Origin of the sequence: Aeromonas sp. 600948 (genome assembly GCF_049174875.1) — a bacterium.
Classification (GTDB): Bacteria; Pseudomonadota; Gammaproteobacteria; order Enterobacterales; family Aeromonadaceae; genus Aeromonas; species Aeromonas veronii_A.
Map to the genome: position 1 here is coordinate 320747 of NZ_JAAKTY010000001.1, position 21704 is coordinate 342450.

The window sequence follows — 21704 nt, forward strand, 5'->3', positions numbered from 1 at the left end:
ACAATCTTTTGCCAGTTGTCATGGGGAATGAGGTAAAAATCGCCGAGACCGCTTTGAATCTTCACTTTTTCGCAAACTTATTAATAGCCAAGGTTAATGATTTGCTGATTTAAAACAGCAATTAAATGTGAGATAACACGCGCAAACAGGGGAATGGGCAGCCGCTCATTCCCCTGTTTGGTTAATTGCACTGGGAAAAGTGTGAATTTTGCTACATAAAGGAACATATTGTGTTAACTAAAGGACTCATTAAAAACATCGGCTTCCAGGTTGTGGTCGCCATGGTACTGGGCGCAGTGGTCGGCGCGTTCATGGGTGAACAAGCCACCGTGTTTGCACCGCTCGGTACCCTGTTTATCCAGCTGATCAAGATGCTGGTGATCCCGCTGGTGGCGGTTGCCATCCTCTCCGGCGCCGCCAATCTGGGCGCCAGCCCGGCTGCGGGCAAGATCGGTGCGGCTACGCTGGCCTTCTTCCTCGTGACCTCAGCGTTGGCCGTGTTGCTGGCACTGGTGATGGGGCAGATCTTCAAACCGGGTGTCGGGGTCGATTTCGCTTCCGTCGCCTCCATGTTTGGTGGTGACTACGCCGATAAAGGGGCGTTGCCGGATGCAGTCGCCACCTTGCTTGGCATGATCCCCACCAACGTCTTCAACTCCCTCAACGAAGCGAACATCCTGCAGATCCTGGTGTTCTGCATGTTCCTCGGCATTGCGCTGGCCAAACAGCCGCGCGAGCGGGCCAAGCCACTGGTCGATGGGCTCAATACCCTGGTGGATGCCTTCGTCTGGATGATCAACAAGGTGATGATCATCGCGCCGCTCGGGGTGTTCGGTCTGATGGCGGAAGCCATCGGTACCTATGGCTTCGATGTGCTGACCCTGGTACTCAAGCTATTCGTGGTCTATGTGGCTGCCATCCTCATCTTCGGCTTCGTGGTCTATCCGCTGCTGGTGATGATGTTCTCCAACACGCCGGTGATGAAGTACCTCTCTGCCATGAAGAAGCCGCAGATCGTGGCCTTCTCCACCGCCTCTTCCATGGCGACCCTGCCGGTCAATATGGAGACCTGCGAGCATGATCTGAAAGTGACCAACGCGACCGCCTCCTTCGTGTTGCCGTTGGGTGCCACTATCAATATGAGCGGCAACGCCATCTATTACGGTCTGGTCGCCATCTTCTTCGCGCAGGTTTACAACATCGATCTGAGCGTCGGTGCCTGGGCGGCCATCATTGTGACCTCCACTCTGGGGGCGATCGGTCAGGCCGGTGTGCCGGGCCCAAGCTTCCTGGTGGTTGCCGTGCTGCTGGCGGCCGGGATCCCCATCGAAGGGTTGCCGCTGCTGTTCGCGCTGGACCGTCTGTTCGACATGATCCGCACCTCCCTCAATATCACCGGCGATGCGGCCTGTGCTGTCATTGTTGACCGCTTCAGCCCGGAATATGACCCGCAGCGCTGGAACAAGGCATAACGGCTTTGAGCTGGACTGAGATATAACAGCCCTAAGCTGACACTGAGAAACGCGAGCCCCTGCCATGATGGCGGGGGCTTTTTTATATCTGCCGGACAAGTATCAGAGCAAAGGTGTGCACAAGAGATTGCTGACGGATGTAGCTGTGTTGAATGGAGAGCACGGGAGGGAAAACATCAGTTGTGGGCATGGGCCTTGTGACGGATGGCTGCCTGTGTGGCCGCCGGGGCAATGGGGTTGTCAAAGACAGGTAACAAAAAGGGGAGCCTCGCTCCCCTCGGATATGATTTGCTGCTGGTTCTACTCCATCAGGCCATATGGTTAAACCATCCTGGTTACACCCTTGTGGCGAAAGAAACAGCGTCAACGTGATGAAATCATATCTATGTTGACCATCTCGGCATTGTCACTGAAAAGCGCCAGTTGGTGGCGATTAAACAGACATGGCAAAGAGGGTCGGTCCGGATTGATGCCTCTCTATCCGGCTCAGAACTGTGACAGTGAGGGCAGAGAGACAGCAACCAGGGTGAAAAACACCGTGAAAACGGCAGTAACGACAAACTCTTTCATTTTTCTCTCCCTAAGTTGTTGGTTGATGTAGTCAAGATACCATAACAAGGGGGTAAAACAAGGTGTAAATTGATAAAATAGCTTCTTTGTGTGCGTGGTTGGTTGAGATGTCTATTTTTGTCATATTGAGCTTATTTTATCACCTTATCTGGCAGGGGAGGCATTCAAGACGCTGTCCTTATGATTATTTCATTTAAATTCAATTGGTTGGTGAGCTGCTGGTTGGCTTGGTAATGGGTTTTGCATGGGGCTTCAATGGGGTTTTATAAGTTTTCACCCTCGTAATGGCGTCATTAAGGCCATAAAAAGTGTGCGAGGCAATGATTTGACGATTCATGACGTAGATAGTCCATCCAAAAGAAGTCTATGGAGAGAGTCTGGTTGCCAGCCCTTGTCGTACCATGACTTTATCAGGCCGGAGTCTCAGCACTTTTACAGCAATACACTGGGTTCATAGGGAGGATAGCCGTACATCGGGGGGATACAGAGTGGCAACTGGCTGTTTTATAACCGCCAATTTTCCCGTCGGCCTCGGAATAGACATGGCCGCAGCAAGAGTGAGGTGCGCAATAGGCCCGAGGCGTATTCTCTGGCTGGGCTGGGCTGGGCTGGGCTGGGCTGGGCGCGAGTAGCGATCTGTGTGGGCGATGCATCTGCGTGAGTCATGTGAGTGCAATACGAGAGCTGCGCCGGAGCATGGTTGGGGAAGATATCTGAATCCCTTCAACAAGATTGAGATATAAAAAGCGGCATATGACGAGGAGGCTGAACAAGCTCGCTTCAGGGTCGACAGAGCACAGGTCAACGCAATCCGGTTCGCAGTGATAAAACATCCACGACAATACCGGAACGGTATCTTGGCTGATATCGGTTGGTGCGAGGAGGTGGACGTTAACGATCCGTCAGACGGAGCAAGGGTTGGGGATCAGGCAACCCATATGGTGAGGGGCACACAGCGTGCCGATGCCCCCGTTTTTGTAAGATATTAAAAAACCCTCCGATGGAGGGTTTTTGTCATCAACAGCCGGTTAAAAGCCGCGAGGCTTAGAACAGGGTGGTGGAGAGGTTGTAAAGCTCCTGATCGAACGGACGCTTCATGTTCTCGATGCAGTCGATGATGTCGTGGTGTACCAGCTCGTTGCGCTGGATACCGACGCAGCGACCACCGTGACCAGCCAGCAGCTGCTCAACGGCATAAGCACCCATACGGCTGGACATGATGCGGTCACGAGCAGTCGGGGCTCCGCCACGCTGGATATGACCCAGGATGGTGGCGCGGGTTTCACGACCGGTCAGGGCTTCGATGTCTTTCGCTAGGGCGTTCACGTCGGTAACGTGCTCGCAGATGGTGATGATGGCGTGCTTCTTGCCCTTGGCTTCGCCTTCCTTGATCTGCTTGAGCAGCTTCTCTTTGTCGAAGGCTACTTCCGGCACGATCACATACTCGGCACCACCGGCAACGGCGGCAGACATGGCCAGATCGCCACAGTGGCGACCCATGATCTCGACCACGGAGATACGGTGGTGGGAGCTGCAGGTGTCGCGCAGGCGGTCGATGGCGTCAACAACCACGTTCAGGGCAGTATCAAAGCCGATGGTGAAGTCGGTACCGGCGATGTCGTTGTCGATGGTGCCCGGCAGGCCGATGCAGGGGAAACCCTCTTCGGTCAGCTTCTTGGCACCCATGTAGGAGCCGTCACCACCGATGACGACCAGCGCATCGATACCGTGCTTTTTCAGGTTTTCGATCGCTTCGGCACGCACCGCGGGGTCTTTGAAGGCAGGGAAACGGGCGGAGCCGAGGAAAGTACCACCACGGTTCACCACGTCGGAGACGCTGTGACGCTCCAGCTTGACGATGCGATCCTGGTGCAGGCCGAGGTAGCCATCATAAATACCGTAAACTTCCAGGCCATGATGCAAACCGGCGCGAACCACGGCGCGAATGGCTGCGTTCATACCCGGTGCGTCGCCACCACTGGTCAAAACACCAATACGTTTGATTTGTTTGGTCATGAGTGCCTCTGGATCTGAGTTGTCAAATACGAATGTTTAAATAGACAAGCCACTTTTACTATATCGGCTTTCATATGGGATGCGGGGGCCACCATAGGAAAAGCGATACAAGAGAGGGGACGAGCCCCTCTCTTTGCCGTAATCAGCGATTACTTGGCAGCGCCAGCGATGATCTGGGAGAAGTCGTCCACTTTCAGGGACGCACCACCGACCAGGCCACCGTCGATGTCCGGCTGACCGAACAGGTCGGCAGCAGTGGCGCCAGTGACGGAACCGCCGTACAGGATTTGTACTTTGGCAGCAACGGCGGCATCAAAACCGGCCAGGTACTGACGGATGTGGGCGTGAACGGACTGAGCGATCTCCGGAGTGGCAGTCTTGCCAGTACCGATGGCCCATACCGGCTCGTAAGCGATAACGGCGTTGTTGAAGGAGGCGATGCCGCAACGGTCGATAACGGCTTTCAGCTGGGTCTCAACCACGTTCTTGGTCACGCCGGCTTCGAACTGCTCCAGAGTTTCACCGATGCACAGAACCGGGATCAGGCCGCCTTTCTGGATCGCTTCGTACTTGGCAGCAACCACGTCGTCAGTCTCTGCGTGCAGGGTACGACGCTCGCTGTGGCCGACCAGAGAGTAGGTGCAACCAAAGGCTTTCAGCATGGAGGGGGCGTTTTCGCCGGTGAAGGCACCAGACTCGTGAACGTCAGCGTTCTGGGCACCGTAGGCAATCTTGCTGCCAGCGGTCAGTTGCTCAACCAGACCCAAAAAGATAACCGGCGGGCAGACGGCGACTTGTACAGAAGGATGAGCGGCAGCAGCCGGGGTCAGTCCTTTGATCAGAGCTTCTACAGAAGCCTTGGTGCCGTTCAGTTTCCAGTTACCCATTACCAGGTGCTGTCTCATCTTGTATATCTCCTAGGCATTTGATTGCGCGACATTATATGAATTGAACCGAGCCCAAGATAGCTGACCCGGCGGCAAATGACGTAATTTTTTTTCGCTTTCCTGATCCAAATCAGGAATGAAACGCTTGATCGCTCATTCGTTAACCTGCCCCCGCAAGCGAGCCCACCATACCCCAATCCATTCGTGGATGGCAGCTTCGGAATACATCAGATAGCGCCCTTTGGGCAAATAACTGTAGAGCGGCTGGGGTACCTGGCTCTGCTTGGCGGTGTAATCGGTGGGGGCCGGCACGGCCTTGAGTCCCTGACCCTGATAGAGGGCCATGGCGCGCGGCAGGTGGGTGGCCGAACTGACCAGCGCCACCTCTTTTCCTTTCAGATGTTGGCTGATACTGACCGCCTCATCATGAGTGTCTTTGTTGTTTTCAAACAACGTCATCCGCGAACGGGGAATACCAAGGCTCTCGGCCATCCGGGCATTGACCTCGGCATTGGAGAGGGTATCCCCCGACACATAGCCGGAGAAAACCAGCTCGGCTTCGGGATAGGCCTGGGCGAGGCGAATCCCCTCCAGAGTGCGAGCCAGCGAGATATTGTTCTGCCAACTGCGCATCGGCAGCGCCGGATCGCTGACATGGCCATTGCCAAGCACCACGATGGCGTCGATGTTGGGATGCTGGCTCACCTCGAACGGCGGGAAGGTCTGCTCCAGCCCGCGGGCCAGTTCGTAGCTCACCGGCCGCATTCCCAGCAGGGCGACCAGCAGCAGCGAGAGAGTCGCCAGCAGCTTGCCGGTTTTCTGAAATCGGGTGAACCAGAGCAGCAGCAGGGCGACCAGCAGCAGGGAGAGGGAGAAGGGGAGCGGCATCAACAGTTGACCCAGCCACTTTTTGAGCACAAACACGGCAGACACTTCCTTGAGTTTTCAGCAAATTCGGGATGTGACAGAATACCTCTCTTTTTTGGGATGGCCACAACCCTGTGGCGCTAATGTTGAGTTTCTCCTTGAAGCACGATCAGAGTTTTGACGGGCGCGCCGACAAGTTCGCCCGCAACATTTACGACTCCACCAAGGGGCGCATCCGCACCACCATTGTCTGGAGCGACATCGAAGCCTGCTTGGCCCGCCTTGGCAACCGACCGCTGCGCATCCTCGATGCGGGGGGCGGTTTTGGCTATTTCGCCCAGAAGTTGGCGGCCATGGGCCATCAGGTGGAGCTGTGCGATCTGTCAGCAGAAATGCTGGAACTGGCCCGCAGCCAGATCGCTGAGAAGGGGCTGGAAGACAAAATCCGTCTCATCCATTGCCCCATCCAGGATCTGAAGCAACACGTGACCGGGACCTTTGATCTGGTGCTCTGCCATGCGGTGCTGGAGTGGCTTGCCGAGCCGCGCCAGACCTTGCTGGGTCTGTTCCCTTTCGTCAATGCCGGGGGCATACTGTCGCTGCTTTTCTACAACCGTCATGGTTTGCTGTTCCAGAGCCTGGTGGTGGGCAATTTTGACTATGTGCGCCTTGGCCTTCGCAAGAAGCGCCAGACAGCGCTTACGCCCACCAATCCCCAATTGCCGGAGCAGGTCTATGACTGGATTGGTCGCGGGGGGCTGCGCATCATCGGCAAGACCGGGGTGCGGGTGATCCACGACTATATGCGTCACAAGCAGGATCAGGTGGAGAAGTTCGACGATCTGCTGGCCATGGAGCAGCAATATTGCCGTCAGGAGCCTTTTGTCTCCCTCGGTCGCTATATCCATGTGATGGCCCAGAAGCCGGCCAGCTGATTGCTCGCGGTTCACGTCGATGTGAACCATGTTTTCGATGCTACCGGATGTAGCCGCGCGCACGATTTTGCGCCCAATACAACAACGAGATGACAACATCATGATGAGTACATCCCGTACCCTGCCAGAGCGTTCTTTGCCGGAGCTAGTAGGGTGGGTCAGGCAGGAGGGGTTGGCGTTGAGCCTGCCGACCGACCGGCTGGCCTTTCTGATTGCAATCAAGACGCTATCCGAAGATGAGTCGGACCTGTCGGAAGCGGCGCTGCACGATGCCTTTGGCTATGTCAGCAGCGCCTTCGGCCAGATGGACGAGACCCTCACCGGTCGCGCCAACAACGCCATCAACGATCTCATTCGCCAGCAGCTGCTGTCGCGTTTCAACACCGACATGGTGGCGGGGGAGAGCCTCTACCGCCTGTCTCGCCTGGGTGTGAGCATCGTCGACTTCTTTATGGATCAGCGTCAGGTTGACTCCATCAAGCTCTCCATTCTGCTAGAACACCTGGCTGCCGAGCTCGACACCGCCCGCAAGGCAGCGCTTGAGACCAACACCCGTGAACAGTGGGATGCCGAGGTGCTGCCGCGCCTCACCTTCTCGCTGGAAGAGACCTTGGGGCGGATCGATCTCACCCAGCGCGCCATGGATGAGCAGCAGAATCAGGTCAAAAGCGAGATCGCGGCCCTGCTGACCCAGAACTGGGTCGATGCCATTCACAGCTGCGAAAAACTGCTGCACGAGACCGGCCAGACCCTGCGCGAGCTGCAGGATACCCTGGACGCTGCCGGCCACCGCTTGCAGGCGGGGCTGCTCAACATTCAGGAAGCTGCGCAAGGGCGCGATGACCTGTTTCACGTCGAGGAGCTGACTCACGCCTTGCAAGGTCGTCTTGATGTGATTACCAGCTGGGGTCAGCAGTGCATCGAGCTCTGGTCTCGCTACGACAGACACGTCCACAAATTTATCCGCAACGCTATCGACATGGACAAGAACCGCGCCTTCAGCCAGCGGCTGCGCGAGTCCATCCGCAATTTCGAGCAGCACAACTGGCAGTTGCGGGTGGCCGAAGAGCCCCGTCTGCTGGAGCTGCGCGATGAAACCATCGCCATCCACGACGAGGAGGTGACCGGCGAGGTGCCCCTCGAGATGGAGTACGTCGAGATGGTGGATATCAACCAGGAGCTGGCCGAGCGCATCGAGCGCTATCTGGCCCGCTACCCCGAGCAGGGGCAGCAGCTGGACTTGGCCGATGTGCTGCGGGAATACCTGCTGGACTACCCGGCTCATGCCCACTTCGATGTGGCGCGTCTTCTGATCGACCAGGCCGTGCGCCTGGGCCATGCCAGCGGCGAGCGCGAACTGCATCGCCAACCCGCATGGAAACCCATTAACCAAGCTGGATCCAAGGTTCAGGCCTATGTCATTGATCAATACTGAGTTTCCCTTGCCGCTGCGGCTTGCAGAGGCGATTGCCAACCCCTTGTTTCCGCGCATCGACACCGCCTTGCGCTCCGGTCGCCACATCAGTGCCGACGAGTTCGAGCAGCATTCGGCGCTGGTCGAATATCACAGCGAGCTGGAGATCTTCTACGGCCGCTATCAGGTGGAGCTGATCAAGGCGCCGGAAGGCTTCTTCTACCTGCGTCCGCGCCCGAGCTCCGACATCGGCACCACTGTGCTCTCCGAGCTCGATATGCTGGTGGGCAAGGTGCTCTGCTACCTCTACCTGAGCCCGGATCGTCTGGCTTCGGAAGGGGTATTCGCCATGGCCGAGCTGCAGGAGGAGGTGCTGAGCCTCGCCGACGAGAAGCAGCTGCTGCGGATGGTCAACAGTCGCTCCGGCGGTACCGATCTCGACAAGAAGAAGTTGCTCGAAAAGATCCGTACCTCCATGCGCCGTCTGCGCCGTCTTGGCATGATCACCGCCCTTGGCAACGGGGATAAGTTCCGGGTTAACGAATCGGTGTTCCGTTTCGCCGCCGATGTGCGTTCCGATGAAGATCCGCGCGCCGTCCAGCTGCGGATGATCCAGGAGGGGGAAGCCATCTTCCACGACGACGAAATGCCGAGCAGCGACTCGCTCTTTGATGACATCGAGGCGGATCTCGATGAAGAACAACTGGATCTGGAGGTATAACCGGTGCGAGGCAAGTTCAAATCCCTGACTATGGTCAACTGGAACGGCTTCTTTGCCCGGACCTTCGATCTCGATCAGCTGGTCACTACCCTTTCTGGCGGCAACGGCGCGGGCAAGTCCACCACCATGGCGGCCTTTATCGCGGCGCTCATCCCCGACCAGTCACTGCTTCACTTCCGCAATACCACGGAAGCGGGTTCCAGCAGTGCATCCCGTGACAAGGGGCTCTACGGCAAGCTGCAGCGAGGTCACTGCTATTCCCTGCTGGAAGTGATGAACAGCCGCGAACAGCGGATCTGGGTCGGCGTGCACCTCGAGCAGGTGGCCAACCGTGACAACAAGGTCAACATCACCCCGTTCGCGCTGGTGGATGTGCCGGAGAATCTGGCACCGACCGATCTGCTGCTGGAGAAGCTTGATGGCGGCAAGGGACGGGTACGCGCCTTTACCGACCTGAAAGGGGCGGCCGCCGAGCTGGGTGCGCTGAAAGTCGCCAAATTCAATACGGTGACCGACTATCACAACTTCATGTTCGAGTTCGGCATCACCCCGAAGAAGTTGCGCGATCAAAAAGATCGCGGCAAGTTCTATCGACTGATCGAAGCCTCCCTCTACGGCGGCATCTCCTCATCCATCAGCCGTTCCCTGCGTGAATACCTGCTGCCGGAGAACTCCGGGGTGCGCAAGGCGTTTGCAGACATGGAGGCGGCCATCTATGAAAACCGCCGCACGTTGGAAGCGATCAAGGAGACGCAAGGTCAGCGGGATCTGTTCAAGAACCTGATCACCGAGACCACCCACTATGTGGCCGCGGACTATGTACGCAACGCCGCCGAGAAGAGCCGCCTCTCCGAGCTGGCCCTCAAGGCGCGTCAGGAGCTGGCCGACAAGCGCCGCATTCTGGCCGAAGAGAAGCAGCGCGCTATCTATCTGGCCGACGAGGTGGAGCAGCTCACCAACCGCGAGAAACTGCTGACCGACGAGCTGGAGTCTGCCTCCGAGCATCTGGCCAAGGTGATGGCGGCGGTTTCTCTGCAGAAGAAGATCGAGATGTACCGCGCCGATCTGGCGGATCTCTCTGACAAACTCGAGCAGCAGCAGGCGGTGGTGGAGGAGATCCACAGCCAGCTGCTGGAAGTGGAAGAGCGCAAGGAGTTGGCGCAGGCAGAAGTCGACAGCCTCAAGACCCAGCTGGCCGACTACCAGCAGGCGCTCGATATTCAGCAGACCCGCGCCATCCAGTACCGTCAGGCGGTGCAGGCCCTCGATGCTGCCCGCGAGCAGTGCGAGCTGCCGGGGCTGACCGCCGAACAGGCGAGCGACACCCTGCACCAGTTCCGCGCCGCCGAGCAGAGCCTCACCAGCCGGGTGCTGGGGGCCGAACAGCAATTGGCGCTGGCCAAGGCGGCAGTGGCCGAGCACGAAGCGGCGCTGGCGCTGCTTTTGAGCATCGCCCCCGAGACAGTGCGCGAGGCCGCCTGGCCCACCGCGCAGGCGCTGCTCAAGCGTCATATCGAAGACAAGGCCCGTATTGCCCAGGGGCAGGGGCTGCGCGCCGCGCTGGTTCGCCTCGAGAAAGAGAGCGAAAGCCAGAAGAGTCTCTTCAAGCTGCGCGACGAGCTGCAGCAGGCCTCTGGCCAGCTGATTGCCAGCAGCGATGAGTTGGAGATCTTCCTCGAAGCCCAGCGCACCCGTCAGGAGGAGCTCTCCGAGCAGCAGGCGGAGGTGAACCAGCGCCGCGCCAGCCTCGAGCATCAGGGCACCCAGCTCGGCCGTGATATTGCGGAGCTCACCAAACTGGCGCCGCGCTGGCTGAAATCCTTTGAAAAACTCGAGCAACTGCGTGAGCAGAGCGGTTTACCGCTCGCCACTGCTGAAGAGCTTTCGGCCGGTATGCAGACAGTGCTCGACAAGGAGCGCGAGTTCGAGCAGGAGAGCAACCGCATCGCGGCGCAGAAACAGGCGCTGGAGCTGCAAATTCGCAACCTGCAGCTGGGGGCTGGCGAGGCGGATCCCCGTCTTGCCCGCATTGCCGAGCAGGTGGGGGGTGTGCTGCTCTCCGATGTCTACGACGACATCTCCATCGACGATGCCCCTTACTACTCGGCGCTCTACGGCCCGGCTCGCAGCGCTTTGGTGGTGCTCGACCTTGAGGGTGCCATCGAGCGGCTGAAAAAGCTGGAAGATTGCCCAGAGGATATCTACCTCATCCAGGGCAACCCCGACTCCTTTGACGAGGATCTGGTGGAAGCGGACGAGCTGGGGGACGCCGTGCTGGTGCGCACCAGCAAGCGTCAGGTGCGCTTCTCCCGCTACCCCGAGCTGCCGCTGTTTGGCCGCGCCGCCCGGGAAAAACGGATCGAGCAGCTCGACCTTGAACGCGAAGGGCTGATCGAGGGCTACGCCAAGGCCGCTTTCGAGCAGCAGAAGTACCACCGTCTCTACGGTCACTTCCGCGACTTTATCGGCCAGCATCTGGATATCGCCTTCCGCCCCGACCCCGAAGCCGAAGTGCAAGCCAAACAGGCCGAACTGCGCGCGCTGCAAGGTGCCATCGGTGAGTGTGACAAGCAGCTGAGTGATGCCAAAGCGGCCGCCGCCCAGCTGACTCGCCATATCCAGCTGGTGCAGGGGATGCTGCCCTTTGCTCACCTGTTTGCCGAGACAGAGCTGGCAGCCCGCCTCGAGGCGGCTCACGCCGATGTGGAAGCGCTGAAACAGGCCGAAGCCTTTATCGCCAAACACGGCAAGTCGCTGGAAAAACTGGAAACCATGGTACAGGTGCTGCGTCAGGATCCGCAGGATCTGGCCGCGCTGCAGGCAGCTTACGATGAGGTGAGTGACCTGCTGGCCGAGCAGAAACGCCGTTGCTACGCCCTCGATCAGCTGGTGGCCCGTCTGCCGCACTTTGCCTATCAGGATGCGCAAGACCTGCTGGGCAAGGCCTCCGAGATGAGCGAGCGACTCAAAGAGAAGCTGAAAGCGGCTGAGCTGGCTGCCCGCACCGCTGGCGAGCAGCACAAGCAGATTGCCCAGCGCCACACCGAGGCGTTGCAGTTGCGCACTGCGCTGAACTCTAGCGTCGAGGCCAAGCGCCAGACCCTGACCGAGTTCGAGCAGGAGCTGGCGGCCATGGGGCTGACCCTCTCTGACGATATGGAAGAGAAGGCGCGCGCCCACAAGAAAGAGATTGAAGAGCTGCTGATCCGCACCCGTTCCCGTCGCACCAGCGCCGAGGCCCAGTTGCAGGTCACCAAGCGCGAGATCGAATCCCTTGGCGGCCGTCTCAAGCTGGAAGGCAAGGATTACTACAGCGCCCGTAAATCTCTGGTGGGTCACAAGGCGAGCTGGTCACGGGTGGTACGATTGGCGCGGGAGACCGACGTCGAGAAGCGCCTCAACAAGCGCGAGCTGGCCTACCTTGACAGCGACGAGCTGCGTTCCATGTCGGACAAGGCCCTTGGCGCCCTGCGGGTGGCGGTGGCCCACGACGAGGCCCTGCGCGATGCGCTGCGTCTCTCCGAGGGCAACCGCAGCACCGAGCAGAAGGTGGCCTTTTACGTGCAGGTCTACCGTTACCTCAAGGATCGCATTCGCAACGACATCATCCGCTCCGATGATCCGGTCGAAGCGATCGAAGAGATGGAGATCGAGCTGGCCCGTCTGGCTGACGAGCTCAAGCAGCGGGAAACCCATCTGTCGCTCTCCTCCCACGAGGTGGCGGCCAAGATCACCAACATCATCCGCCGCGAGCAGAACCGCATCCGGGTGCTCAACCAGGGCTTGCAGAACATCGCCTTCGGTCTGGTGCGCGGGGTGCGCCTCAACGTCAATATCCGCGAGGCCCACACCCGTCTGCTGACGGCGCTTGCCGATCAAACTGCCATGCACAACGATCTGTTCGCCGACAAGGAGCTCAGCTTCTCCGAGGCGATGGCCAAGCTGTTCCAGCGTCTCAATCCGCAGATCGAGCAGGGGGATCGCAGCTATCAGGTGATGGGCGACGTGCTGCTCGACTATCGCAACTATCTGGAGCTGGAGATCGAGGTGCAGCGCGGGGCTGATGGCTGGCTGCGTGCCGAGAGCGGTGCGCTCTCCACCGGCGAGGCGATCGGTACCGGTCAGGCCATTCTGCTGATGGTGCTGATCAGCTGGGAGGAGGAGTCCCGCCGTCTGCGCGGCAAGGATATCGCCCCCTGCCGTCTGTTGTTCCTCGACGAAGCGGCCCGTCTGGATGGCAAATCTATCGCCACCCTGTTCGAGCTGTGCGAGCGGCAGGATATGCAACTGCTTATCGCGGCACCCGAGAACATCAGCCCCGAGAAGGGAACTACCTACAAGCTCATCCGCAAGGTGCAGGGCAAGCACGAGCATGTGCATGTGGTGGGTCTGCGTGGCTTTGGCTTTAGCGATGACAAGCTGATTGCCTAAGAAGTCTCTGGCCCATCCCGACAAGGGATGACCGGTAACTAGTTGAAAGGGAGGCATTTGCCTCCCTTTTTGCATGGAAGATATGGCAAAGTAGCCGCGCGGTCGCTGTTGCCTGACAACAAGGCGAGTAACATGATGAGTGCCTTGGAGCTATGGCAAGGTGAGAGCTCCCGCCTGCAAACGTGTCGCCAGCGTCACCGGCCGCATCGAAGATGCAAAAATAGCGCAGAGTGTAAAGAAGAAGAGAGGAGAGGGGAAAGGTGCAACATATCCAGAAAGGGCTGCTGTTATCTCTTTGCCTGCTGCTGGCGGCCTGTAGCAGCCGTTATGACGAGAGTCACGGCGGCAGCTGGCGCGGCTATAGCGAAACCGGCTATGCCAGCTATTATGCCGACCGCTATCACGGCAAAAAGACTGCTAGCGGCGAGATCTATCGCAACAACCTCAATAGCGCCGCCCATATGGAATTGCCCTTTGGCGCCATGGTGCGGGTGACCAACCTCGCCAACGGCAAGAGCGTAGTGGTCAAGGTCAATGACCGCGGCGCCTTTAAAAAAGGGCGTATTATCGATCTCTCCAAATCGGCTTTTAGCGCCATCGGCAATATTCGTGATGGCATTATCAAGGTAAAGGTTGAGGTTCTTTAATATCGAACAACTGGAAGTGGATAACTTCAGATGATATAAAATCGATAAACCTTCATAAATATTTGCATAACTTGACATTAACTATTTAATCTGAGGCCATCATATGGAAGTGAGAAAAGTTAGTGTATCTGATGCGCATAATATATTGGCGTTAATGAACCGACTCGACAGTGAAACAACCTTTATGCTCTATGAACCGGGAGAGCGAACTACGACAGAAGTTGAGCAAGCTCAAATATTGGCTTCGTTTGTCGATGCAAACAACAAAGTCATGCTGGTACTGGCAGAGCACGATGAGATTGCAGGCTTTATTGTCGGCATTGGTCAACCAGCAAATCGCAATAAACATGTCTTGTATTGTGTTATCGGTATTCAACAATCTACAACCGGACAGGGATTTGGTAAAAAGTTGTTTTCTGCGCTGGAAGAGTGGGCAACAGCGCGGACTTTTACCCGTATGGAGTTAAATGTCATGTGTCATAATGTCCGAGCTTGTGCTCTTTATCACGCTTGTGGTTTTGAGGTCGAGGGAATAAAGCGAAACTCGATGAAAGTTGATGGTGAATATGTTGATGAATACTTAATGGCTAAGCTGATTTAAGTTATGTCACAATTTAGAGTTTTGATTACCTTTCTTCGTGAAAAATTAGCATGGTATATTACCATGCAACGGTTATTAAAGTGTTTTGTGGTAAATGTTAGTTCATGTTGATTACAGGATGGATAGAGTGAACTCAGAAAGGAAGCGAAATTCAAAAGTAATTCTATTTTTGTGTAATGGGGTTGAAGAGTATGAGGCATCAGTATTTACAGATGCCTTTGGTTGGACGACAACTTATGGCCTTGAGCCCATACAGTTAACTACAGTTGGTTTTCACCAACGAGTTAAATGTGCATGGAATTTTACGATCGAACCGGAATGTCTGTTTGATGAAATAGATATCGAAGAGTTTGATGCCCTAGTAATACCGGGAGGTATGAGCCGTGCAGGCTTTTATAATGATGCGTATGATCCAAGGCTATTGGCATGGATTAAAGATTTTGATGCCAAGGGAAAAGTTGTTGCTTCGGTGTGCGTGGGGGCATTGCCTATTGCCAAAAGTGGTGTGCTAAGTGGTCGCAATGGTACGACTTATCATCTGAGTCAGAAACGGCAACTGCAGATGCAAGAGTATGGTGTACAGGTACTGAATCAACCTATCGTTATCGATGGGAATATTATCACTTCACGTAGCCCGTCCACTGCAATGGACGTTGCGTTTCTTGTCGTGGAGATGCTTACCTCAAAAGCCAATCTGGAGAGAATTAAAGAGGGGATGGGGTTTCTCGAAGATGGTATCTGCTAAATATACGTATTTTTGTTGAAGTAATACAAAATAGCTTGGTGTTTTATATAGGGTGTTCAGGGTAGAGCTTTGTGGCTATCAGTATGTTTTAATCATTTATCTGTTGGTTTATTTTTCAATATGGCTTGAGCAGGGAAAGAGATGGATATTGAGCTGATTAATGTGCCGCAAAGTGAATTTGAGCTGGTCTTTACTGCCGTGAAACAGGGGATTTTTCCCTATGTTGAGTCGCTCTTTGGCTGGGATGACCAATTTCAACGCGAGCGACTAACCAGCTCATATCGGCCGCAATGGTTTTCGTGGATCCTGCATGGGGGAGAACGCATTGGTCTGTTATGTAGCAAGCCATATGAGGATGCCCAGCATGTTCATCTGCTGATCATTTTCCCTCAGTATCAGGGGTGGCAGCTTGGCGCTGCCGTGATGGAACGGCTGCATCAGGAGGCTGAGCGTGAGGGGAAATGCCGGGTCACCTTGTCCAGCTTCACAGAGAACCATGGGGCGATACGGTTTTATGAGCGCCTTGGTTACAACGTGGTCGAAGAGGATCAGGCGTTTGTCTCCATGTCCCGGCCGTTGGGCTGTGACCTCGGATTGAAAAAAGTGGTTAATGGAGAGTTGTGATGGCGATTTTGAATATCTTGACGGCTCCCGATCCCAGGTTGAGGATAAAGGCCGAGCGAGTTGAGGATATCGCTGCCGTACAGGGGCTGATCGATGACATGCTGGAGACCCTGTATGCGACGGAAAACGGGATTGGTTTGGCCGCGACCCAAGTCGGGCGTAAAGAGGCCGTCGTTATTATCGACTTGTCCGAGAGCAGGGATCAGCCGCTGGTTTTGATTAATCCACAAGTGATAAGCGGTACTGAAAAGGTGCTTGGACAAGAGGGCTGTCTCTCCGTGCCGTATTACTACGCGGATGTCGAGCGTTACAGCTCGGTGGTGGTATCTGCTCTGGATCGAAAAGGCAATCCGATCACCATCGAGAGCTGCGATTTTTTGGCCATTGTCATGCAGCATGAAATTGATCATCTGGATGGCAACTTGTTCATTGATTACCTGTCACCGCTCAAGCGGCAGATGGCACTCAAACGAGTTAAAAAATCTCTGAAGTCCGCCAGCTAATGTCTGCGGATAGTGGCTGGCCGTTTTAGTTATGTGGAGAGCAGGCAGAATGAAAGTGGCAAGATGGAATGTCAGGGCACTGTTTGGCCGCAATAGCAATGAGGTGCGGGGACGTTATGGGCTGAAGGCCCTGCTGTTGCTGGGAACATTGTGGGCCGCACTCCCCGTATCAGCCGATGAAGAGCAGCTGCCGGCCGAATATCGCCCCTTTGTGCAGCAGTTGGTCGATGCGGCAGAAGCCCGGGATCATCAGGCCCTTGCCAACCAGATGAAGTACCCCTTCAAGCAGGAGTATCCCATTCCCGCCATCAAAACCCCGGCGGAGATGATGAACCGATTTGGCGAGGTATTTGATGACGCCATATTAAAAAGCATCGCTACCTCCCGGGTCGGGCAGGATTGGCAGACCATGGGCTGGCGCGGCATCATGCTGGGCAGTGGCGAGGTCTGGATGGATTTTGATGGCAAGGTGATCGGTATCAATCATCAGACGGCGCAGGCAGCCAAATTGAAAGCCGAGCTTATCGCCAGGGAGAAGAGCGGTCTGCATCCCAGTGTGCGGGAGTACAAGAGCCCCGAGCTGATGTGGCAGACCGAGAAATTTACCATCCGCATCGACGAGTTGGATGATGGCCACTATCGCTACGCCTCCTGGGCCAAGGGCAAGACGCTCGCCGACAAGCCGGATCTGGTGCTAAAAAATGGCACCGTCAGGGTGGAGGGGACGGGGGGCAATCATACCTATCTGTTCACGAGCGGCCCCTATCGCTACGAGTGCGTTGTCACCGTATTGGGTGAGCGAGGAGTGCCACCGGGTGAGCTGGTGGTCTATAAAGACGACGTCGAGATAGTGCACCAACCGGTGATCAAGGTGCTGTGACAGCAAATCCATATAAAGAGAGATCAAGGAGCGGCCAGGTGCCGCTCTTCTGCTTTCGCGAACTGAGGGATGAGCTGCGCTAGCTTTGCGGCACCCTGACCCCTTTATCGAGATAGAGGCTGCTGTAGTGGGCGCGGTGGGTGACAAACATCACCTGATGGCGGCTGCCGTCGGAGAGGATAATAAAATCCCCCGCCTGAGCGGGGCTCTGCAAGGTGATCTCTTGCTCGGGGGCAGTCAGGCGATCGACATCTTCCTTGAAGGTGAGGGTGTAAGAGTACATATGGCGCTCCACTGCTGGCTCATATCAAACACTCCGTTGAAGGTAGTTGCTGGCATGGGCGCGCGCGGCGCCCGATTGGCGCTGTTAGACCAAATATCAGCGATGAGAACGTGCGTGGCTTCAGTCGGGTTGTTCTGCTGAGGTGCGCTTGAGGCGTTTACATCAAGGCCATTGGTATCAAAACGATGGTAAAGGGGCGAAAGGGGGATGAAAAAACCGCCTTTTGGCGGTTTCTCTTATGCGATGGGCTCTACTTCAGGGCCTTCTTCAGCTTCTTGATCTTGCCTTCATGCTTGGCAATTTTCTCAAGACGAGCGGCGATCTTCTTCTTGATCTCTTTCTTGCTTGCTTTGGCCATCGGTGGCGCTCCTTTGCAGTGGGGACACATGAGGTGTCAGTGTGGGTCTTCCCTTTGACGTCCCAGAGTGCCACAGGGATACCTTGTGAACCAGCACTCTGTTGCTTTAATAGCCTGTGTTATGGCTGCAAGTGGTCGAGCCAGCGCAGCAGTTGCTGGCCAACCTGCGGGTTGGCCAGCAGGGCCATATGGCTGGAGCGATAGACAATCAGGGTATGGGCGGGGAGGAAGGCAAGCTGATGGCGCGCTTCGTTGTGCTGGCCGAGGGCGCTGCGTAGCGGCACCAGTCCATCGCCAATCAGCCGGTCGGCAAGCAGGCTGCGCTTGGCGGCAGTGGTCGCGGCAATGGCATAGCAGTTGACACCACAGGGAAGGGGAAGCTGCTCGCGGGGATCGCGCAAGGGCGCGGCGGGGTCGGGTGCGGCAACGGCATCGATCACCTTGCCGTGGCGTAAATCCTTGATGCCAGCACTGCGCAGCCGCGCCAGCCTGACGAAGGGCTCGCTGTAGGCGGTAGCGGGCAACAACTGTTCCAGCCAGTGACCTGCATGTTCGAGCGGTGCGCCGTGGTGTGGTGTGCCGAGAAATATCAGGTTGGCAAGGTGCGCAGGCCAGGTGAGCCCGGCCACGCCGGCATGGTGGCAGGCGCTGCGGGCAACCAGTCCCCCCATGCTGTAGCCCATTATCGTTATCTCTTTGAGCTCTCCCGGCCAGTGGGCGAGCAACTGCTCCAGCAACAGGGCAAGTTGCTGCCCGTTTTGTGCGATGGGCAGGCCCGAGTTGTAGCGCAAATAAAGAGGCTGATAGCCAAGCGCGTTGGCAAGTTGCTCCCCGTGATTGACCGGCTTGCCTTGGTGCTCGGTCTGCCACTGCAGATCGTTCATGCAGAGGCCATGGATCATCAGCAGCACCCGTCCCTCGCGGGGTAGATCCTCCGGCATTGCTTGCCAATCGAGGGGCTTGCCCTGATAGCGCAGGGTCATGGGGGTGGCGAGAGCATTGTGGCGCTCGACCAGCTTGTCCCCCAACACGCCGTTGAGCGTGGCGATCAGGGCCGCACGTTTGGGCGTCTCGGGAATATGGTGGAGTGGCGGGGTCGGCGGCAGCCGGGTCAGCAACCCGTTTATGCCGCTGCCGAGGGTATTGGCCGCGCCGTGAACCCCCTTGTAGACCAGCCCGGTGATCCCGGCTGTTTTTCCCTCATCCCGTCCCTTGAACCCCATACCGCTAAGTACCGCCTGATGTACCGCTTCGGTGATCTCTACCGCGGCGGGCAGCGCCAGAGTCAGCAGGTGCGCCAGCTCGCGGATATCCGAAAGATGCCAGGAAGAGGATGGCGAGGGGTCTGTGGCGTCGGTCATGGCAAGCCCTTGTGAAAGCGGGTATCGCGTTGTCGTGCCGCGAAGAGCGCAGCGTATCTCTATATCAAACCAGCTTGCGCCCTTTGTGGTGGGTTTACCAGTAACGGGCCATGCATGGCGGGGTTGATAAGAACCGCTCGTGAAGCCGGTCACGGTAATGACAGGGAAAATCACCTCTACTTCGTCATATGAAGCCACATGGAGAGGTGAGGATGTCGCTGTTTGATGAGGTGCGGGTACAGGATTTGTGTGCACGGTTGCTCGATAGCCAGAACGAGAAGGGCTGCTCCCTTGAGAGTCGGCATGGCCGCGAGTTGAAGCATCTGTTGCAGGCAGTGGCCGGGATCAAGCCGGTTGGCCGAGGTGCTCATTATGCGTTGACCGACGCGGGGCGGACTTATCTGACCGGACAACTGGCACGGGCAGCGCCCCCCGAACCGGACAAGGGTGAGCTGCTGCAACGTTTGGGAGTGAGTTTGCCTGCACGGCTCAATCAGGCCTGCTTTTATGCCCTCTGGCATGGGGACAGCAAGCATTCGCGGTCAGCATCCCTTGCAGCGCCAATGCTTGCGGACTTGACGCTCACGCAAGATGAGGTGATCCGCATCCGCACCCTCGAACTGCTCTCGCTGGTCGATCGGCAGGGTCAGCAGCACGATATGACGGCAATGATGGCACTGCTGGGGGAGTTGGCGTTGCCGGAGCGGACTCTGGGCACGCTGGCGGCCATCGGCTGGCAGGGGGAGCGGGTCATTACGGTGGAGAACAAGGGGGCTTTTGTCGACTACCCGTTGCAACCCGGGCAACTGCTGCTCTTTGCTCCCGGTCGCAATACCACCCTGGCCAAACAGCTGATCCCGCTGCTGCCTGCGGGCGTGCAGTGGGCCCATTTTGGCGATCTCGATCAACGGGGTATCGATATTGCCATCGAGCTGGCGCGTGAGCTACAGCGTCCTGCCATGCTCTGGCTTCCCTGTGAGCTGCGGCCTTATCTGGAGCACTATGCCCGTCCGGTGCGCACCTTTGCGACGGACAGTGGCAAGGTGCCCTGGCGTGTGACGACGCAGGCTGATCAGGTTGATGGTCATGGCACGCCGGTAGGCGTTCCCTGGCTCGATAAACTGATCACAGACGGGACTTGGCTGGAGCAGGAGGTATTGATTCTGGCCCCTCATTGGCGGAGCTGGTCATTGGAAGAGATGGGCAATCAGGTGTGAAACGGGGTGCCCGCGCTCCCCGTCATTTCGTGGTCAGCTGCTTACTTGGCGTTGATGGGCCCCTTGGTGCCGGCATCATTATCGACCCAGCCGTCTTCACCCTTGATGCGGCGATCACCCTGAATGGTGTAGATGACCATGCCATCCTTGAACACCAGCGCGCCATCGGATTTCTTGGCATTGACCTTCTTGTCGTTGACCCACACCTGATCCTTGCCATCGATGCGGATATTGGCCACGGTGGCGCCGGTTTGGGGGAAGGTGGCGATCCAGTTGCCCGCATAGGGGCTGGCGCTGGTTGCCGCGGCCGGAGCATTGCCAACACTGGCAGCCGCGTTCTCAGCCTTGGTTTTGTTGATATCGCAGCCATTGAGCTCGCTCACCTGAGTGCAGCCCGAGCGCTCCAGCTTCTGCTCATAGCTCAGATTCAGACCGCCCTCCGCCGCAGGGGCGGCCGTGCCAAATCCCGCCTTGGCATTTTCCGCTTTGGTTTTGTGAATGTCACAGCCCTGCGCCTCGGTGACCTGGGTGCAGCCGGATCGCTCCAGTTGCTCGGCATATTTGGCACTAATGGCGTGGGCAGGGGTGATACCGAGCAGGGTCAGGGTGATGAGCAGAGCAGCATTCCTGGACATAGATAATCCCTCAAAGATGTAAGTCATGCAGGTTCTTCCGCGCAGTTGCGGCAGTAAACGTCGGCCTCTCCTGAGCATCCGAGACAGATGCACAGCTGGCGTATTCACGTTAGCACCTTGGGCCAACCGCGCCCAGCAATGTGGCCGAGACATTTCTGCAGAAGAGGTGGTAACAAAAGAGCAAGTCACTGCACGGCATTATCATAATGATAACGGCAACCCCGCTGATATCATTTCAGCCCCTGAAACTGACCTTTGATGATAATTCTCACCGATACCGAGATATTGCCTCTAGTTATTATCAATCGGCTATTTTATGGCTTGGCTGATCCGCTCACCTTTTTATTGAATAAACCGCTTAAATAGCCGCTGATTTTGTGGGTGGCATCACACACTTTCGCCATTTATTAATATCTGCCTGCATTTTATTGGTTTGGCACGGTTATTGATTGCCTCATATCGACGCTAACCGACGCGCTCACCCACAACCGGGATGCTGGTGACATCGTGAGTGAAAGGGGAGCTATCCATATCTCA

18 protein-coding genes are annotated in these 21704 nt (G+C 56.9%); 12 read left to right on the plus strand and 6 right to left on the minus strand.

Features of this window, described 5'->3' with window-relative positions; translation table 11 throughout:
- The first annotated feature begins 230 nt into the window (after positions 1-230).
- Positions 231-1472: a dicarboxylate/amino acid:cation symporter gene (locus G5182_RS01375; protein WP_005352303.1), complete on the plus strand. Its 1242-nt coding sequence runs from the start codon at positions 231-233 to the stop codon at positions 1470-1472.
- Between the two features lie 1614 nt (positions 1473-3086).
- Here G5182_RS01375 and pfkA read toward each other — a convergent pair.
- The 3 genes from pfkA to elyC form a co-directional block, all read right to left on the minus strand.
- Positions 3087-4058, minus strand: coding sequence for a 6-phosphofructokinase (gene pfkA / locus G5182_RS01380; protein WP_005336840.1), 972 nt, complete (start codon positions 4056-4058; stop codon positions 3087-3089).
- Between the two features lie 149 nt (positions 4059-4207).
- Positions 4208-4963, minus strand: coding sequence for a triose-phosphate isomerase (tpiA, locus tag G5182_RS01385; RefSeq protein ID WP_047440675.1), 756 nt, complete (start codon positions 4961-4963; stop codon positions 4208-4210).
- A gap of 135 nt (positions 4964-5098) precedes the next feature.
- Positions 5099-5869 carry an envelope biogenesis factor ElyC gene (gene elyC / locus G5182_RS01390; RefSeq protein ID WP_227340626.1) on the minus strand — a complete coding sequence of 257 codons (771 nt, stop codon included), beginning with the start codon at positions 5867-5869 and terminating at the stop codon, positions 5099-5101.
- Between the two features lie 101 nt (positions 5870-5970).
- Between elyC and cmoM the strand changes: the two genes are divergently transcribed.
- The 10 genes from cmoM (at position 5971) to G5182_RS01440 (ending at position 17313) form a co-directional block, all read left to right on the plus strand.
- The gene (gene cmoM, locus G5182_RS01395) at positions 5971-6747 is read left to right on the plus strand and encodes a tRNA uridine 5-oxyacetic acid(34) methyltransferase CmoM (protein WP_033113262.1); all 777 of its coding nucleotides are present in this window, start codon (positions 5971-5973) and stop codon (positions 6745-6747) included.
- A gap of 100 nt (positions 6748-6847) precedes the next feature.
- Positions 6848-8182: a chromosome partition protein MukF gene (mukF, locus tag G5182_RS01400; RefSeq protein ID WP_005345760.1), complete on the plus strand. Its 1335-nt coding sequence runs from the start codon at positions 6848-6850 to the stop codon at positions 8180-8182.
- On the plus strand, positions 8163-8882 hold the full coding sequence (gene mukE / locus G5182_RS01405; RefSeq protein ID WP_005345759.1) for a chromosome partition protein MukE: 720 nt from the start codon (positions 8163-8165) through the stop codon (positions 8880-8882). The genes mukF and mukE overlap by 20 nt, the downstream gene beginning before the upstream one ends.
- A 3-nt stretch (positions 8883-8885) precedes the next feature.
- Positions 8886-13313 carry a chromosome partition protein MukB gene (gene mukB, locus G5182_RS01410; RefSeq protein WP_227340625.1) on the plus strand — a complete coding sequence of 1476 codons (4428 nt, stop codon included), beginning with the start codon at positions 8886-8888 and terminating at the stop codon, positions 13311-13313.
- Positions 13314-13573: 260 nt separating this feature from the next.
- Entirely contained in the window at positions 13574-13960 is a 387-nt protein-coding gene (locus G5182_RS01415; protein ID WP_227340624.1) for a septal ring lytic transglycosylase RlpA family protein, read from the plus strand.
- 103 nt (positions 13961-14063) lie between these two features.
- On the plus strand, positions 14064-14561 hold the full coding sequence (locus G5182_RS01420; protein ID WP_069528181.1) for a GNAT family N-acetyltransferase: 498 nt from the start codon (positions 14064-14066) through the stop codon (positions 14559-14561).
- Between the two features lie 118 nt (positions 14562-14679).
- The gene (locus G5182_RS01425; protein ID WP_151285952.1) at positions 14680-15306 is read left to right on the plus strand and encodes a DJ-1/PfpI family protein; all 627 of its coding nucleotides are present in this window, start codon (positions 14680-14682) and stop codon (positions 15304-15306) included.
- Between the two features lie 141 nt (positions 15307-15447).
- On the plus strand, positions 15448-15930 hold the full coding sequence (locus tag G5182_RS01430; RefSeq protein WP_151285953.1) for a GNAT family N-acetyltransferase: 483 nt from the start codon (positions 15448-15450) through the stop codon (positions 15928-15930).
- Positions 15930-16433 carry a peptide deformylase gene (gene def, locus G5182_RS01435; RefSeq protein ID WP_151285954.1) on the plus strand — a complete coding sequence of 168 codons (504 nt, stop codon included), beginning with the start codon at positions 15930-15932 and terminating at the stop codon, positions 16431-16433. The genes G5182_RS01430 and def overlap by 1 nt, the downstream gene beginning before the upstream one ends.
- 49 nt (positions 16434-16482) lie before the next feature.
- Positions 16483-17313 carry a hypothetical protein gene (locus G5182_RS01440; protein ID WP_151285955.1) on the plus strand — a complete coding sequence of 277 codons (831 nt, stop codon included), beginning with the start codon at positions 16483-16485 and terminating at the stop codon, positions 17311-17313.
- Between the two features lie 79 nt (positions 17314-17392).
- On the opposite strand, the gene G5182_RS01445 is transcribed toward G5182_RS01440, so the two are convergent.
- Complete coding sequence (locus G5182_RS01445) at positions 17393-17596, minus strand: hypothetical protein (protein WP_005352285.1); 204 nt, start codon at positions 17594-17596, stop codon at positions 17393-17395.
- A 477-nt stretch (positions 17597-18073) separates the two neighbouring features.
- A complete protein-coding gene (locus G5182_RS01450) occupies positions 18074-19315 on the minus strand; it encodes an esterase/lipase family protein (RefSeq protein ID WP_227340622.1) in 1242 nt (413 codons plus the stop codon).
- A 212-nt stretch (positions 19316-19527) separates the two neighbouring features.
- On the opposite strand from G5182_RS01450, the gene G5182_RS01455 reads away from it, so the two are divergent.
- The gene (locus tag G5182_RS01455; protein ID WP_227340621.1) at positions 19528-20532 is read left to right on the plus strand and encodes a Wadjet anti-phage system protein JetD domain-containing protein; all 1005 of its coding nucleotides are present in this window, start codon (positions 19528-19530) and stop codon (positions 20530-20532) included.
- A gap of 41 nt (positions 20533-20573) precedes the next feature.
- Here G5182_RS01455 and G5182_RS01460 read toward each other — a convergent pair whose 3' ends face one another.
- On the minus strand, positions 20574-21167 hold the full coding sequence (locus G5182_RS01460) for a hypothetical protein (protein WP_227340620.1): 594 nt from the start codon (positions 21165-21167) through the stop codon (positions 20574-20576).
- Between the last annotated feature and the right edge of the window lie 537 nt (positions 21168-21704).

Coding starts and splice junctions, on each gene's coding strand:
- pfkA (WP_005336840.1), bottom strand. CDS start 4,058: ATGACCAAACAAATCAAACGTATTGGTGTTTTGACCAGTGGTGGCGAC.
- tpiA (WP_047440675.1), bottom strand. CDS start 4,963: ATGAGACAGCACCTGGTAATGGGTAACTGGAAACTGAACGGCACCAAG.
- mukF (WP_005345760.1), top strand. CDS start 6,848: ATGATGAGTACATCCCGTACCCTGCCAGAGCGTTCTTTGCCGGAGCTA.
- mukE (WP_005345759.1), top strand. CDS start 8,163: ATGTCATTGATCAATACTGAGTTTCCCTTGCCGCTGCGGCTTGCAGAG.
- G5182_RS01420 (WP_069528181.1), top strand. CDS start 14,064: ATGGAAGTGAGAAAAGTTAGTGTATCTGATGCGCATAATATATTGGCG.
- G5182_RS01425 (WP_151285952.1), top strand. CDS start 14,680: ATGGATAGAGTGAACTCAGAAAGGAAGCGAAATTCAAAAGTAATTCTA.
- G5182_RS01430 (WP_151285953.1), top strand. CDS start 15,448: ATGGATATTGAGCTGATTAATGTGCCGCAAAGTGAATTTGAGCTGGTC.
- def (WP_151285954.1), top strand. CDS start 15,930: ATGGCGATTTTGAATATCTTGACGGCTCCCGATCCCAGGTTGAGGATA.
- G5182_RS01440 (WP_151285955.1), top strand. CDS start 16,483: ATGAAAGTGGCAAGATGGAATGTCAGGGCACTGTTTGGCCGCAATAGC.
- G5182_RS01445 (WP_005352285.1), bottom strand. CDS start 17,596: ATGTACTCTTACACCCTCACCTTCAAGGAAGATGTCGATCGCCTGACT.
- G5182_RS01450 (WP_227340622.1), bottom strand. CDS start 19,315: ATGACCGACGCCACAGACCCCTCGCCATCCTCTTCCTGGCATCTTTCG.
- G5182_RS01455 (WP_227340621.1), top strand. CDS start 19,528: ATGTCGCTGTTTGATGAGGTGCGGGTACAGGATTTGTGTGCACGGTTG.
- G5182_RS01460 (WP_227340620.1), bottom strand. CDS start 21,167: ATGTCCAGGAATGCTGCTCTGCTCATCACCCTGACCCTGCTCGGTATC.